Source organism: Pseudomonas paraeruginosa PA7 (assembly GCF_000017205.1).
In the GTDB taxonomy this organism is placed as follows: Bacteria; Pseudomonadota; Gammaproteobacteria; order Pseudomonadales; family Pseudomonadaceae; genus Pseudomonas; species Pseudomonas paraeruginosa.
This window is the reverse complement of the sequence record NC_009656.1, coordinates 6,244,683-6,262,801: the sequence shown is the minus strand read 5'-3', so window position 1 is coordinate 6,262,801 and position 18,119 is coordinate 6,244,683. Positions and strand designations below refer to the sequence as shown.

Genomic DNA, 18,119 nt, shown 5'->3' with positions numbered 1-18,119 from the left:
GCGCACTTCCTCTAAAGAATTTTATTTGCCTGGATATGATAAGTTTAGGAGGTCGGAGCGATGGGCGGCCCCCGAAATGAGGGTGATGTATTGGCCAGATGGTTGTATCTGTTGGCAGCTTAATGTTTATTTCCTTCATCTTAGGCGCTCAAATAGCGCTATTTCCACAATTAACACTTATGCATCGGAGCTATCCTTGTTTGTACGTTTTTTATTTGAGTCTAAGGTGGTGATTGAGGACGTGTGTGATGATGTGCTGGTTTCATTTTCAGACTGGTTAGTTAATCGCAAAAAATCCTCTGGGAACCACATAAATAGAATCTTGTTGCGGGTTATATCGTTCTTAGAGTGGTATCAAACTTTGTTGGTTGGAAGGCGTCTAGTGGGTTCATTAGGGCAGGGGGCTCAAGTAACAATTTCTTTGCGTTCGTTGAAGAGTAAGCAAGGTGTTGTAAGGGTTCGAACCCAGCATCATGCGATGGTGCCTGCAAGCATTCCTCGTACAGTTCGCCCTATTTCTTCTAATATCGTATCCGCTCTGCTGGATTCTTGTGAATGGGCTGCCAAAACTAATTTTCGTCGCAGCCGTGATCGATGTATGCTTGTTCTCCTTGCAGATACGGGCATACGCAGAGAAGAGCTAACTTGGATCCGAGTTTCGGATGTTGTAGGGGCATCTGCTGACCGAAAACTGCCCGTAAGGACATCTAAAAGAAAAGGCAATCCTTACAGATTAATACCTATCTCAGACGAAACGTTCAGAATGCTCTTGGAGTATATCGATGTTACTCGCTCTATTCAGGTTAGGAGATTAAATAGGAGGAAGATTGGTTTCAAAGATCAGGGCTGGCTGTTTTGCACCAGAGAGGGGTTCAAGATGGCGCCCTCAACAGTGTCACAGTTGTTTTGTGATCTCCGGGCAGAGGCGGGTCTTACTGAGCGGATATCTGCTCACATGCTTAGGCACCGATATATTACATTGCAGGTCATGGCTAGGCTTCGATCTTTGAGCCGCCGGGGTTCAATTGGCGTTGAGGCACTTACTACTGTTCTCTCAAAAATTGCGAGTCTCAGTGGTCACTCTTCGCTTGATAGCATGTGGCGCTATGTAGATTGGGCATACGAAGAGCTTGAGGCTGAGTACAAGGATTCCGCAAACGTCGCAGACGAGGCGTTAAGTGTTATTGAAGCTTTGATGGGTGAAGCGAAGAGTAGTGAAAATAGGGCTCTAGCAGAGTCACTTTTAATTGTGAGAGAGGCTGTTTCGCAACTAAGAACGAAGAGTTATGAGTTGCCAAGTGTGGTGGCCCATTCCCTTCGTAGCTCCGCCGCTCAGTCTCGACATGGATAGTCTTGCCTGCGTCGTTTCGGCTTTCTTATTTGCAAGTGGTCACAATAACCTGATTCTTTCTGTTGTTACTGAGCTCGCTTTATGACCGCTTCAGTCCTTCTGAGCAGCAGCGAAATGCTCCTGCATCAAGGCGCTGCGGACCGCTTCTTCAGCCCCTTGTACCCACTTGGGCACGCCACAGGTTGCCCAGGTGGGTGCGCAGTACCAACCTTGATGAAGAAGTCGTAAGTAGCGGGCATCCGTTGCTACTTGCCTCAAGGCTTCCGCGGTGGAGGATGCCAACAGGCCACGCAGATGTAGCCAGTCCACCGACGGGGCACCCGTGAATTATAGTTGTTGCCGAAACTCTGAGATCCGTTGAACTTCGCTGACAATCAACTGGCGCTTGGCACTGCGGATCTTTCCTGTGGAAAGAAAACCGCTAAGAACACCTGCCAGGTCAAGCTCCGTCTGAGGTGTGAGCTTACCTCCGCGCCGTCCGCGAATATGCGGGGAACACGAGTTCGTCGTGTAAGGTGCAAATAAGCCTATGGTCCTGCACATGGAACAGTGCAGGTTTTTTTGCGTCTTGATTGCCAATGAAGAAGAGAAAGCTGCGAGATGCCTGCTTCGCTTTTTTGGCTTCCATCCCCTCCTTTCGGGCTACTTCCAGCTCATTCTTGAGCCGGCCGCGTGCAACCGCTGACCATTCTAACCAGTGGACGATCACTTGGTAGGGCGTAAGCTTTTCATCTTTCCACTCTCCCGCATTGAGCGAAATGGTCAGGTATTCGGACGACTCTACGGCCTGAGACCATGCCAGCTCTCCATAGAACACACGCGCTTGAGCGAACTGCCCCAACCCATCCGAACGAAGTTTCTTGAAGGCCGTTTGATACGTATTTGGAGCAACGCCGGGGACCTCGAGCGAGAGGTGCCGATCGTAGGGAAAGCGCAAAAATGCACGGCAAATCGGGCGAATACTATTTGCAGCGCGCCGTCCTTCTCTGCGTGCTGTGTTGCCCATAGTGTCCTGCCGACCAATGCTCTGTGTATGTTGCTCTGTGCGAGGCAAGGCGGGGTCGACGATTGTTCGAGTATTAATCAGTTGCAAGCGGGCAGGCGATAAACCGGGGGAGGTCTCTAGCTCCTTCTGTACACTGCCGCGCTTGCCCTGAGCTATAACTTTGCTCTCTTTCGTCGAACAACACCTTATGAGGAATAGGCTTCGCCCCACCGTTCAAAGCGGCAGAGATTTTGGCGACACCGCGGCCAGTGGTTGCAAGGATCGCGATGTTTTCCAATTCCAGACCGTTAGCTTTAGCACTAACGAAAAATCGACCAAGCGCCATACGCATCCACTGGACCGGCTCCTGTCTGGAGTCATACAAAATGCGACCAACTCCGGCATATGGGGCTCTTCTCGGTGTTTTCTCCAAGATGTCATTGCCGAAAACAGCGATTTCAGTGCCTGGGCTGCGGTTATTGTCGGAGCCCAGGTCTACAAAAACGGGATCTAAGGCATCTTTGATATGCTCGATTCGCTCCGGACCAACGCCCTCCAGGTGGTCAAAAATCTGCTGATCAAGATCAGCCAAGCAGATGATCTGGCAGAGGCCTGCCAGCTTCTCAATACAGCTCCAAGCCGCATCCCCAGTATCTTGGGCTTCATCAACAATGACTACAGGATGAGTGTCTGCGACCAGCTCCCGGAGCATCTGACACCTTCCCAGTAGCTCACTGGATTTAGGAGCAAACAGGTCGAAACAGATTTGGCCCTCTTCCGCGAAAAGTCGCTCCCTCTCGACCTGCCACTCGAGCCACTTGGCTGTTGCCTTCTCACCCTTCTCCGTCGAAGCCGCTGCCCTCTTCGGAGCTGTACTGCCGGCCACCGATGCTGGCGTAGGCGCGGACATAGCCATCTTCCTCGTAGTCCGGGCAGGAGATGATCAACTCGTTGCCGTTACCGTCGTCCACCAGATGTTCACTGACGCCCATACCCCAGCCGGGCGTCCATTCATAGGTGCCGGCCTGGGCGCTGGTGCAGGTAAGCAGGCTGCAGAGCAGCAGCATTTTGGTTTTGTGCATGATGATTTTCCCTGTCATGTAGTTCTGGTCCGTGGCTAGCGAAAGAACTGTGCCAGCCGCTCTCGCATGATTTCCGCGCGGCTGGCCGGGCGTGACTCCAACTCGGTATGCTGGCAGTGGGGGCAGCGGCAGAACCAATCGACATTCAGTCGGAGGACGTCGCTGGCTGGAATGCTGGTGCGCTGCCAGCCGCAGTTTGGGCATATGGTGGTGTGCGGCGGGGGTGGTATTGGCATGTATGGTCTCTCCGTTGTGCTTGAAGAGACTGTGCCTGCGTAGCGCGACAGATTGTGTCGCGATACTGCGATACGGTGATGCTCTGTTGGGGGCGGAGCTCATTCAAGGAGTGAGCCATTGAAGCAACGTCAGCGCTAGGGGCTGCCCAACAGCCCGATCTGGGGCTGTATGACCATCGTGCCCTAAGCTGGCTTGACCGCGCTGAGCAGGCGGCCGAGATCGACTAACTCCAGCGGCTGTCTGAGCAAGAGATCATCAAGGCTTTTCTTGAAGGCTCTGCTCTCTGCGCGAGGGTAAGCGCATCGATGCGTTGGTCTGGCAGGGTTCTTCCGGCAGCATTCGAGTGCATTTGGATACCCCGTACGTGTTCCAGAACTTCTGGGATCATCAGAGCACTAAGATCGACGAAAGCACTTGGAAATTCCGCTTCGCCAGTTGCACGCGTGCTGCCCAACTGGCTTTGACGGGCGGTAACACGGCAGCGTTGCTCGGTGTGTTTTTCAACCGCCCCATAGTCGCTTGGCTAACCCTAACCAGTTGTCAATTCCCGTTATTTTAGCGCTGATGGTTTCGCTATAAGGCTCTTGGACCAGCAAGGCTTTTTGAGCTGCGATCTTGAGTGCGCGACGCAGGTTTTCACATTCCTGCTCCAGTTTTTTCTGCACTGATGTATCAAGTATCTGTTTCGATAGAGGAAATGCTTTGTCTATCCGGTCAAAGAGCTCAGTGCCTCCTATCTCCAGAGCATCGAGCTTGAACGCATTGAACTCGTCCTGGCGTTTTTCCAGCTCCGCGATGTCGGCCTCGATGGCCTTTTTGTAGGAATCGAACACTGCATTGATTTTGCGATTCACCTTATCAACCACGTCCACCTTGTGGTTGATCGAACGCAGGAACTGATCGAGGCTGATGCCGCTGCTGGGGTAAGTCCTGCGGCGGGTGGAGGAGTAGGCGCTTATGCCTGCATAGTCGATACCCGCAAATTCCAGATCCAAGGCCACCTGATTGATGATCTGCCGGATATCTTCTTCAGATTTCACATCAGCCTTGTTCAACACGATGTAGAGCGACTCATCGCGAAATGGTGAGGACTGAATGAATTCGATATCGGATTGATCGATGGTACCTGCCGGGTCGAGACCGATGACCCAGATCATCGCTGAGGCCTGGTTGATCAGTGACGCAGCGGTAACACGATCCGAGGCTTGCGCTCCTAACGAGTTGCCCGGGTTGTAGCCCGGCGTGTCGATGATGCACAGATTGCCGAACAGGTCCGGATCCATCGGCACCTTGACGCTGATGAACGGTAGAATGCGCCGCAGATCGAAGCCGAAGGCCTGGACGTACTCGTGGCTCATGGAGGCATACAGCGACGGTTCCAGATCTAGGGCGCCGCCATTGTAGGAATAGCCCTTTATCTGGGTTTCCTCGGAACACACCACGTAGCTGGGTATCACAGTTACCGGGTTGATCCCCGTCGCCAGCTCGACACTCGGGTCTTTGATGAAGCTGTTGACGAAGGCCGATTTTCCACTGCTGAAGCCACCGGCAATGCTGAGGATGGTCTTGCCGGCGATGCTCGGGAAATTGTTGAGCATGTGCATCTCGGCAAGAATCGCCTGCATCTTGAGTACCGCTTGGGCTTCATCGGCCAATGATGACTCGCGGTTGGCAAAGTCCATGTAGTCATTGTTGATCAGCTCGGCGAAGCGCTCCAGTCCGGGATTGCTGGGTGGTTGCTGGGCCAGCACTCTACTTACCAGAGAAAACTTTTCGATAAGGGACAGGTGCTGTTTGTTAATGTCGGCGTAGTTGTTCTCCAGATGCTGGTGTGAGGCCTTGAGCTGCTCGGTCATGCTTTCCAGCAGGCAGACGCTCTGCTCCTTGGATAACAGCTGGTTGCGGTTATCCTCCAGAAATGCTTCGAGTTCAGTTATCTGTGCCAGCGCCTGGCTCTTGCGTTCTTCCAGTATCGCAGTGTTGGCCTGTTCCACCTGCAACTGCGAGGCGAGCTCCTGGCTGCGCACCTCCAGCGTTTGGATCTGCGTGGCCTGATCGGTGCATTGCTCGGTCAGTTGGCGCTTGTAGAGGCGCAGCGCGTCAAGCTGTTGCCGTACTTCGGTCAGAGTCTGCTGAAGCTCGTCTATGAACTGTGCTTTTTCGCTGAGCTGCGTTTGCTGATCTGTCAGCTGTTGCTCAAGCTCAGCGATGCGGGTGAGGGCTTGGGATTCGCGCAGTCTCGCATCGTGGAACTGGGTATTGGCTTGGGCCAGTGCTTGCAAAGCCTCGTGCAGCTTACTCTTTTCCAGGTCAAGCGCTTTGGCTGTGGAAGCCAGCCTGACGCTTTCAGCTTGCAACTGCTCGGCAAGCGAGTTACTGCGTGACTGCAGCTGCGCAATTTCGTCTTGCTGCAGCGCACGCTGGGCACTGACCTGCTGATTGGCGGCGTACAGCTCGTCCATTTGTTGCTGGGCGTCGTTTAGATAGCCCAGCAGGTCTGCGGCCAGCTTCTTGCGTTTGAACTGCCAGAAACGGGAGAGCGCCTTGAGCGTCGGCAATGCCTGTTCATCGAGGCGTGGTGGCGTGGTCACAGGTTAATTCCTTCGGCCTTGCGTGCCAGGCGCTCGAGTCTGTCGATGGTTTGCTCGGCGTTGTCGACTTGCTCCTTGAGCTGATTGATCCGGCGCTGGATTTCGTCGACGAAGGCGTCGGAAATGGTGGGCGGTGTGTTTGTCTCCACTTCCTTGATGAATGCGCTGATCTTGCTCTTGATCTTGGTGCCCAACGAACCGATGAAGTCGTCTGCGTCGTCCTTGAATTGTTCGGCTTCGTAGCCTTTCAGCGTACCCCGGCTTTTCAGGTTGTCGGGCAATGGGATGTTCAGCGCAAAGTCAGGCTCTGGAAGAGCGTTAATGGTCGATGTGATCGCCTGCCTGATCATTTGTGCATTGGTGTCCTTCTGGAGTACCTCGCGGATTTTGGGCGTAAGAATTTTCCCAAGTTCCTGATCCAGCCAGCGATGGGAGTTCTCAACTTTGATATCCAGCTCATCCTGAACTTCGTTCATGAAAGCGTTGATGTTGCCGACCACCTGGCTACTGATGACTTTGGTGCGAACGACCGTTCTTTCCTCGCTTCCTCCTCCCCAGATTTTTCGTGCAAGCCAGTTACCAAATCCTGATTTTTGGACGGTGATGGTTTCGCTATAGGAGTGTTGCGCCTGCTCGATGCCGGTTTCGGTTTCGTGCAGCAGCTCGGCGGCCTTCTTTCGCATGTTGTCGCGCAACTTGTGCCGGTAATCCGCAATGGCGTACTTGAAGCTGACATCCAGCTCCAGCGATAGCTCCAGTCTTTTCGATTCCAGCAAGGTCATCTGCTCATCCAATTGCTGGGTATCGGCATTGCGGATTTGCATAACCTGGTTGCGCGCCAGGTTGATGATCAGGGCCTTGAACGCTTCCAGGTTTTTCTGCTTGCGCTCCAGCATGCTGGTGATCGTCTTGCTAGTAATCTCGGCTTTTTTCTCGCGAACCTTGGCCAGGACTCTCTTGATCTCCTCGATGTTCGCCAGGTTGTCCAGGCTGCGCAACGACAGTTCGCGGTTATCGCGGGTGAAGTAATCCGGATAGTCGGTGCTAAGGTTTTCCCACGTCACTCGTTCGTTGGAGTCCCAGCGCTCGGGCAGATCGAAACGTCGGTTGAGGCTGTGGCACAAACCGGAACTGTGCAGCAGGTTGCGGTGCACTGAGGCGATCAGGTTGTCGAATACCGCACCGACTTCCGGGCTGCTCAGCTTGAGGTTGGTCAGAGCGCTTTGCGCACGGATCGACAATTGCTGGCGAATGGCGTCAACCGCATCGCTCAGGCGTGTGCGCTTTTCGCTGCCGTACAACTGCGTGTCAATCTGGCTGGCGACGAGCACCAGCTCCTGAACACCTTCCTTCTGTGTGATGCGGCCCATGACTTCGAGGTCCTGCTCATTGAGGAACTGGCCGGCCGGACTGACGATGAATACCACATCGCAGATCTTAAGCAGCTCGACCGTACGCTCTTCGCGCGACTGCACCGGGTCGTTCATCCCGGGAGTGTCGATGATGCAGATATCTCGCAGCGCTTCGAGTGGCATCGCCACATGTACGGTCTTGGTGAACGGCATGAACCGCCCATTAGCACCGACGTAGTCATGCAAGCGCTCGGCCAGATCCTGGGGAGTGCTGGCCTGGATTTCGCTGTGTGCTTTCAGGGTGGACGCGTCGAGGCCAGATTTCTCCATGCGTTGGAACTGATCGTGTGCCGCGAACAGCCCCTCCTCGCGTTGCAGCTCACTGAGTGCCCGCTTTTCGGCCATGAGCGTGAGTTGCTGCATGTCTATCGGCGCGCCACTGGTCTGGCTGCCACGACGCTTGACCAGTTCGTCCAGGCATTCGAGCTTGCGCGCAGCCAGCCTTGTTTCGAACTGGCTGGCCTTGAACCGGATCGAATTGATGTCGTCGGGACCGTAGAACTCCACCTTGGCCTGGAACACTTCTCCCCAGGTAATGGTGGTGAGCGCGGCGGTCATGGGGGTAGCGGCCTTGGGCAGGATCGGCTCGCCATCGAAGACCAGCGCATTGAGCAAGGACGATTTGCCGGCCTTGACTCTACCGACGATGCCGATGTTCATCAGTCGGTTTTCATTCTGAAGGTCCTGACAGGCCTGGGCGAGCTGGTGCGGCTCGTCGATGCCGTTCATCCGCCTGAACTGGGCGATTTCCTGGGCGAGCAGGTCCTGGTTGCTGTTTGCCAGATCGTGCAGGCCCTCGCTGAAGGCAACGAGTCTCTGATAGTTCATGACGCCGTTGGCCCTAGCGGTACAGGTGTTCGTTGGCAGCGGCTTTCAGTGCGCTGGCGAGGTGTTCCAAATTGGCGGTCTTTTCACCAATTTCTGCTTCACGCTCGAGCTTTTCCTGGGTGATCGAGTCGATCACCTGTTTTTGCCGGGTGATCTGTTCTTCAAAGCCGTCGCCGATTTTCTTCAGCATGGCATTGAGCTGTTCGTCGATGATCGCCGGTATCTTTCCACGCAGTTCTGCCTTGATGTTGGGGAAAACCTCGGCGGTCAGCTTCTGGCGAAGTTTCTCGCGCTCGTTGCCGGGGCTGTTGAACATCCTGATGATCTCGGGAAGGAAGATTATGGCCAGTTCCACTAGTGGGTTGACCACGCTGGTGGTAACCGCAAGCACCGTCGACAGGCTGCGATAGAGTGCGACGTTTCCATCCTTGTCAGTCTTTTCGCTGGCGTGGTTGCTCAAGCGCGCCGACCAATCGCTGAGCATTTCAGTGGTGCGCTCCAGCGACAGCTTGACCTTTCCGGCCAGCTCGTAGTTCCAGTTGCCACCGATATCCAGCACAGCCATCTGGCTACTGGCGGAGCCGAGGTTGCCGGCAATCCGGTCGACCATGCTGGTGGATATGTCTTGGACTTCAGACTTGATGGTGTTGGCGAGGCTGCCACGGATGATTTCGGAGAGGGCGTTGGAGAGCGCACTTGGGTTTTTCCCGTTGCCGAGGGCAGCCAGCTCTTCCACCGATTCATTGAGCGCGTTGTCCAAGCTGCGCAGGGTGCGATCAAGCATTTTCCCCGAATAGCGCTCCTTCAGATCCGACTCGACATCCTTGCGTTGTTCCAGCAGTTGGGCCAGGGCCTGTTCGAGCGCGCGTGTGGCCTGCTCGCTTTCGGTCTTGTCCTTTTTCAGCACGCTCAGTGCCAGGTTGATCTGCGCCAGTAGGTCGAAACTCTGATCCTTGAGGATGTCGATAAACAGGCGCGAGAAGAGGGCATCGGGCTGCAAGGTAGCCAGAGCACGGCTCAGTTCTTCACCGCCACGGTTGCCGAGGGTGATGCTGCGGCACTGGTTGCCGAAATACACGCCCAACTGGTCGTCGACATACGCTTGGACTTCTTCCACCTGATCGGGGGCGCGCAGGTTGCACTTGCTCAGCATGAAGGTAAAGTCAGTGTTGTAGGTTTTCAGTTCGTCGAGCTTGCGCAACATCGATTGGGTGATGTTGCCATCCTCGACGCTGGTCAGGACAACGAAGTGCACGCCACGAGGTAGGTAGTAGGCAATTGCCTTGTTGTGGTTTTCCAACGACGAACCGAACCCAGGCATGTCGACCAGAACCAGCGGTGCAAGGGCTTTCAATGCTTCGCTGTTGAGGTACAGACGCAGGTGGGAAAACTCGCTGGAACGCCGGTTGATCGTACCCAGGGCGTCGATAGGCAGGCGTTCTTGTTCTCCGTCCGGCTTTATTGCCAGCAGATAGGGTTCGGAGGAATAGCGCAGCTCGGTCGCCAGCTCGGTTTCCGGAGCGATGCCCACGGGCAGGATGTCCTTGCCCATCAATGCATTCAACAGCGAGCTCTTGCCGGCGCTGAAGGCCCCGACCACTGGTACCACCAACTCGGTTTCCATCACTTTTTCAAGCAATGTTTGATCGTATGAGAATGGTTGCCCGTTAAGCAGGCTCGCCATTTTTCTCAAATAAGTGGCGAACTCTTTTTGACTTTCAAGCATGCTAGTAATCCTTTAATAGAAATAGCTCTTATACGAGCTGAGAAGTAGATCTGTAGCTTCAGGGAAGCTCTATCTCTGTATATAAGGCCTCCAATGCGGCCGCTTTTTCTCTGATTACCTGTACCCAGTTCTTCGGCTCCAACACCTTCACATTCTCCCCCAGCCCAAACACCCACCACAGCGTTTCACGATCATCTGGTACTACTGCGCACAGCCGTTGCCAGTCGCTATCGGGTAGCGGCTTCAGACTTTGCTTACTGCTCAATGGCGTCTCGCCGAGCAGCCAGGCGATCGGCGGTGATACGTCGGCAACCAGCTCCACCTGCTCAATGGGCGTATCTGTGTTGAGATCCTGGCGAATGTAGCGCTCGATCTCGAAGTCGTCACGGACTTGGGCTGGGGCTTCCAGGCACTCGGCCTGGTGAATGCGGTGCAGGGCGAATTGGCGAAGGTCGTCGTATCCCTCGACGCTGCCGATTAGGTAGCTGATGGCGTGGCGGGAAACTAAGCCAGCGGGGTGAATCAGCAGTTGCTTCAGTTCGCTCTTGCTACGACTTAGGTAGCTGATCTGCAACTGTTTACGCTCCAGCAGGGCAGTGGAAGTTTGATCCCAGACGCATGGGGCGATCTGCGCGGGTTGCAGGGACTTGCCGTTGGGGATCGCCCGAACTTTGTGCGCCCAGCGCGCCAGACCATTGTTTTCCAAATTGTCTATGTAGTCGCGGGCCATGCGGAATTGGGGGCCGAGTTGATCCAGCACACTCTGAGGGAGCAGTGTCTGCAGGTGGCTTTCCGCGAGGTAGAGCGCCAGTGCCGTGGGAGTATCCATGGCCGACAAATCGATAGGCGCATTCTCCGACAGGCTCCAGCGAAATGACGGGGAGCTCTCGTCACGTTGTAAGGCGAACGGAATAGAGAGTCGGTCAAGGTCGCGCTGAACTGTGCGCAGGCTCACCGAGAAACCATCTTCCTTGAGCTTTTCCAGCAGGGTCGTGGTCGCTATACGGCCAGGTGCTCGCGGGATAAGGCGCAGCAGGGCGATAAGCCTTAGGAGAGTGTCCTTAGCTTCGGACATAGTTACTTCCCTGTCGTATCGAAATGGGGGCGCTTTGTTGACGCCACTTATGTGGCGAATCTAACCCTTTCGGTGGCAATTTGCCATGCTGGCGATAAGCAACGCTGCCCGGCCGGGCGGTACTGGCTGCTAGAGACTTTAGGCGGGTTGCCCTTTGAATAAGCGGGCCAGGCGAGCGACACCAAGGGCAGTGATCGAAGCCCTCGCCCTCCCCATTGTTGAGGATCAACGTCTGCTGCCATTCACAGTGGTGGCAGCAGTGGGGCAGTGCTGCTCTCATTCGCCGAGTCTCCTTTTGCGTGGCGTTTGCAGAAGACAATACCCAGCCGTAGCGACAAATCCTGTCGCGCTATCTCGCTGAAACACTGCGGTCTGCCGCGAACCAAGCACGTGTCGCTCTTGTTGAATCCATAGCCGATTGAAGCCGTTGTCCCAATTGCTCGTTGGGTTTCGTCTTCAATCAACGAACCGCTGTCCGCTCAGGACAAGGCTGTCTGCCTTGACGTTCATTCAATCTTCGTTATACAAAAATAATTGATTTTCCTATTGCAATAGCTTTTGCTCATTAAGCATGCTGGTTATGTGCGAGATCGTTCGTACACATAAAAAGAAGAATCAGCATGAACACCCTTAGCGATCTTTTGCCGCTGGCGCTGGTGCTGCCCGCACTGATCGGGCTGGCCAAGCTGGCCTATGGCGGTGCTGCGAATTAAACGCTAGCCGCGCTTGGCAGCGCTGGCCTCAGCCCCAGAAGTTATTGCAGATCCGCTGCACCGCCGCGTTGGCGGCGCGTCGGTCAAACAGCTCGGGATCAAAGCTGCCGCCTGAAGCCAGGAAGTCCAGGTAACCCGGCACGCCACCCACATCTTCCGGCGGGCAGGCGCGGGCTCCATCGAGTACCTCACACCAGGTGCCGGTGAAGTCGCAGGGCTCGATGCTCTCCACGGCAATCACGTGCTGCCAGCTGTCGCCGAAGTCGTAGAGATAGCGCAGCCGGTCCGCCTCCTTGAGTACGCGGCGCAGTTTGCTCTTACGGTCATCCAGCGCATCGTCGTACATGTACATCAGCTCGGCATCCAGCGGCAGGTAGCGATGGATGTGCGGGGCAATCAAGCGAGTTTCAACTTCCGGCGTGGTGAAGGACACATACTCGCATTCCAGTCGCAACCCTTCTCGACAAGCTTTGAGCAGAGGGCGCAACACTTCTGGGCGAACTGAGCGATCTGGTACGCCCAGTACTTCGGTGTGGGCATAGGCCAAGGCCAGCCCGTCGATATGCGGTGCCCGCTCGTAATTTTGACTGAGCAGATGCAGGTAGGCGCTGGCGCTGTCGTCAATGAACAGTGGCTTGAAGTGGCGGCTCGGTACATACCCCTTCAAATGCTTGTCGTATTCCAGGTTCTTCGGCGCGTAGTCGGTGATGTATGAATTGATGTCCTTCGACGCCTGCTGCCGGCTGATGCCAAAGCTCTGCATCAGGTGGTTCGTGGTCAGCCGGCCTTCCCACCAGACTACGGTTTCGATCAAGCGGTAACGCAGTGCCAGATCCCTGCGCACCGATTCGATTTCTTGTTTGCGTTTCATGGCCTCTCCACCTGCTCGAAAACTTTACCTGTACAGGTAAACACTCTAGATGCGTCGCTTAAAGCTACATATCGTGGTGCTGTCATTCAAGTTCGCCGTAACATGGCGGGCCAGCAAGGGAGAGCGAAGCGTGTTTGGACTTGGGTTATCGTGGCTTGTCATAGGTGTTTGCTTGCTGCTTGTCCACGGTGCTGGAGTGGCACTGTACTGGCAGATTCTTAAGCAGCGCGAAGCACGTGCCAACTTGCATGCCTCACAGACCAAGCTGGAGTACCTTCAGATGCGGGTGCATCAGCAAGAGGACGAAATACGTGAGCTGACGGCCGGCCTGCGAGCCGAAAGGGCGCATGTCGAGCAGTTGAAGCGTCAGCTTGAGTTTGCTCAGGGGCAAGCTATGCAGATGCGGCACGACAGCTGATGATCTACAGGTAGCGTTGATTTACCGGAAGCAATGGATATTGAGTCGCAGCGGAGCACATTAGGATGAATAAGCCATCATCGGTACAGGCCCTAGAAGAGCTGGGGCGCGTCCGGCTATCCAAGCACTTTTTCATGCGCGATTTCCTCTACTCGGAAATCAGCCAGATCGAGGGCATCCCCAACATTCCGGATTATCCGGATCGCGCCATTGAAGCCGGGCGAGGGCTTTGCGAACAGCTGTTGGAGCCACTTCAGGAGCGCTTTGGGCGGATCGTCATTCGCTCGGCTTACAGGGCTCCGGCAGTCAACGCTAAAGGGGCCGAGAACAACAACCAGTACAGCTGTGCCGCCAACGAAAAAAACTACGCGGAGCACATATGGGATTATCCGGACCCTGAAGGGCATCTGGGCGCGACTGCCTGCATCGTGGTGCCGGCATTGCTGCCCTGGTATGAGGAGCGCAAGGACTGGACGCCGTTGGCCTGGTGGATTCACGACAACCTGCCATACGCCAGTCAGTTCTGGTTTCCCAGGCTGGCGGCATTCAACCTGCGTTGGAGTGCAAACCCGAATACGCTACCGAGCATCGGCACTTACGTTACCAACCCACATACGGGGGACAGGAAGGCATTGGTAAAAGACGGGGTGGCCACACTCAGTCTGGATGAGCGCAAGGTGATCGTTCGCCCATGGCTGGAGAGCCTGGCATGAGCCGTGATGCTGGTAAGTTGAAACATGGCGGATGCGGTGTGCCATCTTGCCGAAACGGAACCTCGCGTGAAGGAACAGCCTGCAGATGTGATCTACAGGAGCATTTCCCGTAAGGGTGCCTGCGCGACAGATTGCATTAGGGGAACTGAGTATTTCAGCTGCTGATGTGAGTCAGCTCGGTGGTTGGCATATTGCTTTTAATCTTTATCCGGTAGTGGCAGATGGATATTGTGACGGGCATCGCACCAGGGCAGGCCGAAGTACCTCAAGGAAGGTCATTTATAACGGTTGCATACGTTTTGAAGTCCTCCGACGCCTATCACTGCCATCTGGTTCGATCACCTGATGCTCATGATTTGAGCATGCGCATTGGTTTCGTTTAAGGCCGGAGCATGGACAAGAAATCGCTTTCCGAGCGTGATATCTGCAGCAAATTCATTTCCCCTGCCATTGGTAACGCTGGCTGGGATTTGCATAAGCAGGTACGTGAGGAAGTCAGCTTCACCAAGGGACGCATTATCGTGCGCGGCAAAATGCACAGCCGTGGCGAGTCGCGTCGAGCTGACTACATCCTCTATCACCAGCAGAACCTGCCCATTGCCGTCATCGAGGCGAAGGACAACAAGCACTCGCTCGGCTCCGGCATGCAACAGGCCCTCGGCTATGCCGAAGCGCTCGACGTGCCGTTCGTGTTTTCCAGCAATGGCGATGGCTTTCTGTTCCATGATCGCAGCGGCACCGGCACGCAGGTTGAAACCGAGCTAGGGCTCGACCAGTTTCCCAGCCCGGACGAGCTCTGGCAGCGGTATTGCCAATGGAAAGGCCTGGATGGCGCCGCTCGGCAAAAGATCGAGGCGCCTTACTACGACGACGGTTCCGGGCGCATGCCGCGCTACTACCAGATGAATGCCATCAACCGCACGGTTGAGGCCGTAGCACGTGGCCAGGATCGCGTGCTGCTGGTGATGGCCACCGGCACCGGCAAGACCTACACCGCGTTTCAGATCATCTGGCGGCTGTGGAAGTCGAAGCAGAAGAAACGCATCCTCTTCCTTGCCGATCGCAATATTCTGGTCGACCAGACCAAGAACAACGACTTCAAGCCCTTCGGCCAGGCGATGACCAAGATCGCCAAGCGCCAGATCGAGAAGTCCTACGAGATCTACCTGTCGCTCTACCAGGCAGTAACTGGCTCTGAAGAAGAAAAGAACGTCTACAAGCAGTTCTCCCCGGATTTCTTTGATCTGGTGGTGATTGACGAATGCCACCGTGGCAGCGCTGCGGAAGATTCCGCCTGGCGCGAGATCCTCGAATATTTTTCCAGCGCCACTCACGTCGGCCTGACCGCCACGCCAAAGGAAACCAAGGACGTTTCCAGCATCACCTATTTCGGTGAGCCGGTGTACAGCTACACCTTGAAGCAAGGCATCGAGGACGGCTTCCTCGCCCCCTATAAAGTGGTGCGCATCGATTTCGACAAGGACCTGCAGGGCTGGCGCCCTCCCAAGGGCATGCTCGACAAGAACGGCGAGCTGATCGAGGACCGCATCTACGACCTCAAGGATATGGACCGCCATTTGGTCATCGAAGCGCGTACCCAGATGGTGGCGCAGAAGGTCACCGAGTTCCTCAAGGCCACCGACCCGTTCCAGAAGACCATCATCTTCTGCGATGACATCAACCACGCCGAGCGCATGCGCCAGGCCCTGGTCAACCTCAATCCTGAGCGCATCGCTGAGAATCGCAAGTACGTCATGCGCATCACCGGCGACGACCAGGAAGGCAAGGCCGAGCTGGACAACTTCATCAACCCGGAAGCGCGCTATCCGGTCATCGCCACCACCAGCAAGCTGATGACCACTGGCGTCGATGCCCAGACCTGCAAGCTCGTGGTGCTCGACCAGCACATCAAGTCGATGACCGAGTTCAAGCAGATCATCGGGCGCGGCACGCGCATCAACGAGGACTACGGCAAGTTCTGGTTCACCATCATGGACTTCAAGAAAGCCACCGAGCTGTTCGCCGATCCAGCCTTCGATGGCGAACCCGTGGTGATCTACAGCCCTGAAGGCGATGACTCGCCCGTGCCGCCAGATAGTCCTCTGGCGGATGAGGAAGGCATCGTCGACGGTGGCGATTGGCTGCCCGAGGGCGACGAAACCGATGGCGGCGAAGAGGGCAAAAAGCGTATCAAGTACGTGATCGACAACGTGCCGATCCACGTTATTGCAGAGCGCGTGCAGTACTACGGGCCGGACGGCAAGCTGATCACCGAATCGCTGCGCGACTACACCCGCAGCTGCGTGAAAAAGCAGTTTGCCTCGCTGGATGACTTCCTGCGCCGCTGGACGGATGCCGAGCAGAAGAAGGCCATCATCGACGAGCTCGCCGCTCAAGGTGTGATGTGGGAAGCCCTGGACGAGGAAGTACAGGCCAAGCGCGGCCAGCCGCTCGACCCCTTCGACCTGATCTGCCATATCGCCTTCGACCAACCGCCGCTGACCCGCAAGGAGCGCGCCGAACAGGTGAAAAAACGCAACTACTTCGCCAAATACTCCGGCGCCGCCCGCCAGGTGCTGGAGGCCTTGTTGGACAAGTACGCCGACACCGGCATCGAGCACATCGAAGACATAAAGATTCTCCAGCTCGATCCTTTCAGCCAGATCGGTGCGCCAGTTGAGTTGGTCAGGGCGTTTGGCGGTAAGCCTGGTTATCAGCAGGCGATTCAGGAGTTGGAGAGTGAGCTCTATGCATCCTGATAGGCGGCCGGCTCATCCGTGTGTTTTAAGGACCGAGTATGGAGCTTAAGGACAAGGGGCAGTGGCGTACTTTCCTGGCCTCAGCCATGGACAGCGCACCGACAGTTACGCCTGCTCGGGCTATCAGGCCGGTAAGCACTGACGAATACCGGCAGGCATTGCAGAGCTTGGCGCCCGTAATCACTGAGAAGCAGCGGCGCATGCTCATCGGGCATGCCCAGGCTCCGGGCCACGCAATCACCATGTCCGAACTCGCTGCTTTGGTGGGGTTCCCGGGTTACAGCGCTGCAAATTTGCAGTACGGCCTTTTGGCCGGAAAGTTGGCTGATGCCCTGGGCGTCCCGCGTCCGAGCTTTCTGGTGTACGTCCTTGCCAGTTTTGATGACGATCCAGGTACGTCTCACAGCCGAGCTCATATGTACCCCGAGCTCGTCGAGGCGCTGCAGCAACTGGGTTGGGCTGAGAGTGAGCCTATGAATTGGGACGAGGGTGCGACCACAGATGTGGGCGGTGACTCGCTGACAATTCAGCAACTGGTGATGACGCTAGAGCGCCAGGGGTTCACTAGACCCGTGCAATCAGGCCTGAAAGTGCTGCGTATGGAACATCCGTTGCTGCCTCAGCCGTTATTCGTCAAACAAAGCACCAGCGCTCAAGCACGGCCAAAGACACCGTTGGTATTGCATCCGGATTACGAAAGCCAGCTACCTGAGCTGCTAGCCATCAGCGGTGTTGAGCGCAGCGATGGGCGTTACTACCACAACAGCAACCTGCGGGGCTTTCCCAAGCGCCGCAATGGTGGGGCTACGGATATCGCCTATGGCTTGGATCTTGGCTTTCGGCATGTCGCCGCCCTGGAGCAGTTATTGGCGCATCTTCTGGGTAAGGCGTCAGATACCGCGACTCAGGAGCCCAGCCATACCAACGTGCTCTTGCCGAATGACTGTGGCTTGCAAGACCAGGCAGTAACCGACACCGAGCGTGACGCCCTGATCAAGGCCCGCGTCGGTCAGAGTGGTTATCGCGATGATCTGTTGGCCTACTGGGGTGGCTGTGCGGTGACCGATTGCAGCGTACCGGAGCTGCTGCGCGCCTCGCATATCAAACCCTGGCGCGCTGCCAGCCCAGCCGAGCGGCTCGATCCATTCAATGGCCTGCTGCTCACACCCAACCTCGATCTTGCCTTCGATCAGGGCCTGATCAGTTTCGACGACCAGGGGCAGATTCTGATAGGTGAGGATCTCGACCCCGACAGCGCCCGTGCGCTCAACATCACCCCCGAACTTCGCCTGCGCCAGATCGAGCCGCGTCACCGCCCCTATCTGGCCTGGCACCGTGAACACCTGTTTAGGAAGTAA

12 protein-coding genes and 1 pseudogene are annotated in these 18,119 nt (G+C 55.8%); 5 read left to right on the top strand and 8 right to left on the bottom strand.

From position 1 onward, the window contains the following. Positions 1-196 precede the first annotated feature (196 nt). On the top strand, positions 197-1,351 hold the full coding sequence (locus tag PSPA7_RS31735; protein ID WP_169311248.1) for a tyrosine-type recombinase/integrase: 1,155 nt from the start codon (positions 197-199) through the stop codon (positions 1,349-1,351). A 463-nt stretch (positions 1,352-1,814) separates the two neighbouring features. Here PSPA7_RS31735 and PSPA7_RS32570 read toward each other — a convergent pair whose 3' ends face one another. The 8 genes and pseudogenes from PSPA7_RS32570 to PSPA7_RS32780 form a co-directional block, all read right to left on the bottom strand. Beyond that, entirely contained in the window at positions 1,815-2,357 is a 543-nt protein-coding gene (locus PSPA7_RS32570; RefSeq protein ID WP_153565776.1) for a hypothetical protein, read from the bottom strand. Between the two features lie 73 nt (positions 2,358-2,430). Next, complete coding sequence (locus tag PSPA7_RS32280) at positions 2,431-3,246, bottom strand: UvrD-helicase domain-containing protein (protein ID WP_160328552.1); 816 nt, start codon at positions 3,244-3,246, stop codon at positions 2,431-2,433. After that, positions 3,182-3,418 (bottom strand): annotated as a pseudogene (locus tag PSPA7_RS28905) (YfjT/YkfB family phage-associated protein); the annotation flags it as partial. The pseudogene PSPA7_RS28905 and the gene PSPA7_RS32280, both read right to left, overlap by 65 nt. A gap of 737 nt (positions 3,419-4,155) precedes the next feature. After that, positions 4,156-6,246 (bottom strand): dynamin family protein, encoded by a 2,091-nt coding sequence (locus PSPA7_RS28900; protein ID WP_012077906.1) that lies wholly within the window; start codon positions 6,244-6,246, stop codon positions 4,156-4,158. Then, positions 6,243-8,486: a dynamin family protein gene (locus PSPA7_RS28895; RefSeq protein WP_012077905.1), complete on the bottom strand. Its 2,244-nt coding sequence runs from the start codon at positions 8,484-8,486 to the stop codon at positions 6,243-6,245. Before PSPA7_RS28895 ends, PSPA7_RS28900 begins: the two co-directional genes overlap by 4 nt. A 13-nt stretch (positions 8,487-8,499) precedes the next feature. Then, positions 8,500-10,212, bottom strand: a complete 1,713-nt coding sequence (locus PSPA7_RS28890; protein ID WP_012077904.1) for a dynamin family protein — start codon at positions 10,210-10,212, stop codon at positions 8,500-8,502. A gap of 58 nt (positions 10,213-10,270) precedes the next feature. Beyond that, a complete protein-coding gene (locus tag PSPA7_RS28885) occupies positions 10,271-11,287 on the bottom strand; it encodes a helix-turn-helix transcriptional regulator (RefSeq protein WP_012077903.1) in 1,017 nt (338 codons plus the stop codon). 741 nt (positions 11,288-12,028) lie between these two features. Next, positions 12,029-12,871 (bottom strand): plasmid pRiA4b ORF-3 family protein, encoded by an 843-nt coding sequence (locus PSPA7_RS32780; RefSeq protein ID WP_012077902.1) that lies wholly within the window; start codon positions 12,869-12,871, stop codon positions 12,029-12,031. 196 nt (positions 12,872-13,067) lie between these two features. On the opposite strand from PSPA7_RS32780, the gene PSPA7_RS28875 reads away from it, so the two are divergent. The 4 genes from PSPA7_RS28875 (at position 13,068) to PSPA7_RS28860 (ending at position 18,119) form a co-directional block, all read left to right on the top strand. After that, a complete protein-coding gene (locus PSPA7_RS28875) occupies positions 13,068-13,289 on the top strand; it encodes a hypothetical protein (RefSeq protein WP_223696373.1) in 222 nt (73 codons plus the stop codon). A gap of 65 nt (positions 13,290-13,354) precedes the next feature. Then, positions 13,355-14,002 (top strand): hypothetical protein, encoded by a 648-nt coding sequence (locus PSPA7_RS28870; protein ID WP_012077900.1) that lies wholly within the window; start codon positions 13,355-13,357, stop codon positions 14,000-14,002. 392 nt (positions 14,003-14,394) lie between these two features. Continuing rightward, positions 14,395-16,761: an EcoAI/FtnUII family type I restriction enzme subunit R gene (hsdR, locus tag PSPA7_RS28865; protein WP_012077898.1), complete on the top strand. Its 2,367-nt coding sequence runs from the start codon at positions 14,395-14,397 to the stop codon at positions 16,759-16,761. Positions 16,762-16,799: 38 nt separating this feature from the next. Beyond that, on the top strand, positions 16,800-18,119 hold the full coding sequence (locus PSPA7_RS28860) for an HNH endonuclease (RefSeq protein WP_223865783.1): 1,320 nt from the start codon (positions 16,800-16,802) through the stop codon (positions 18,117-18,119).

Excerpts from the sequence above, each read along its gene's own strand:
- PSPA7_RS28860 (WP_223865783.1), top strand. The coding sequence starts at position 16,800 with ATGGAGCTTAAGGACAAGGGGCAGTGGCGTACTTTCCTGGCCTCAGCC.
- PSPA7_RS32280 (WP_160328552.1), bottom strand. The coding sequence starts at position 3,246 with ATGTCCGCGCCTACGCCAGCATCGGTGGCCGGCAGTACAGCTCCGAAG.
- PSPA7_RS28870 (WP_012077900.1), top strand. The coding sequence starts at position 13,355 with ATGAATAAGCCATCATCGGTACAGGCCCTAGAAGAGCTGGGGCGCGTC.
- PSPA7_RS28885 (WP_012077903.1), bottom strand. The coding sequence starts at position 11,287 with ATGTCCGAAGCTAAGGACACTCTCCTAAGGCTTATCGCCCTGCTGCGC.
- PSPA7_RS32570 (WP_153565776.1), bottom strand. The coding sequence starts at position 2,357 with ATGGGCAACACAGCACGCAGAGAAGGACGGCGCGCTGCAAATAGTATT.
- PSPA7_RS28895 (WP_012077905.1), bottom strand. The coding sequence starts at position 8,486 with ATGAACTATCAGAGACTCGTTGCCTTCAGCGAGGGCCTGCACGATCTG.
- PSPA7_RS28890 (WP_012077904.1), bottom strand. The coding sequence starts at position 10,212 with ATGCTTGAAAGTCAAAAAGAGTTCGCCACTTATTTGAGAAAAATGGCG.
- hsdR (WP_012077898.1), top strand. The coding sequence starts at position 14,395 with ATGGACAAGAAATCGCTTTCCGAGCGTGATATCTGCAGCAAATTCATT.
- PSPA7_RS32780 (WP_012077902.1), bottom strand. The coding sequence starts at position 12,871 with ATGAAACGCAAACAAGAAATCGAATCGGTGCGCAGGGATCTGGCACTG.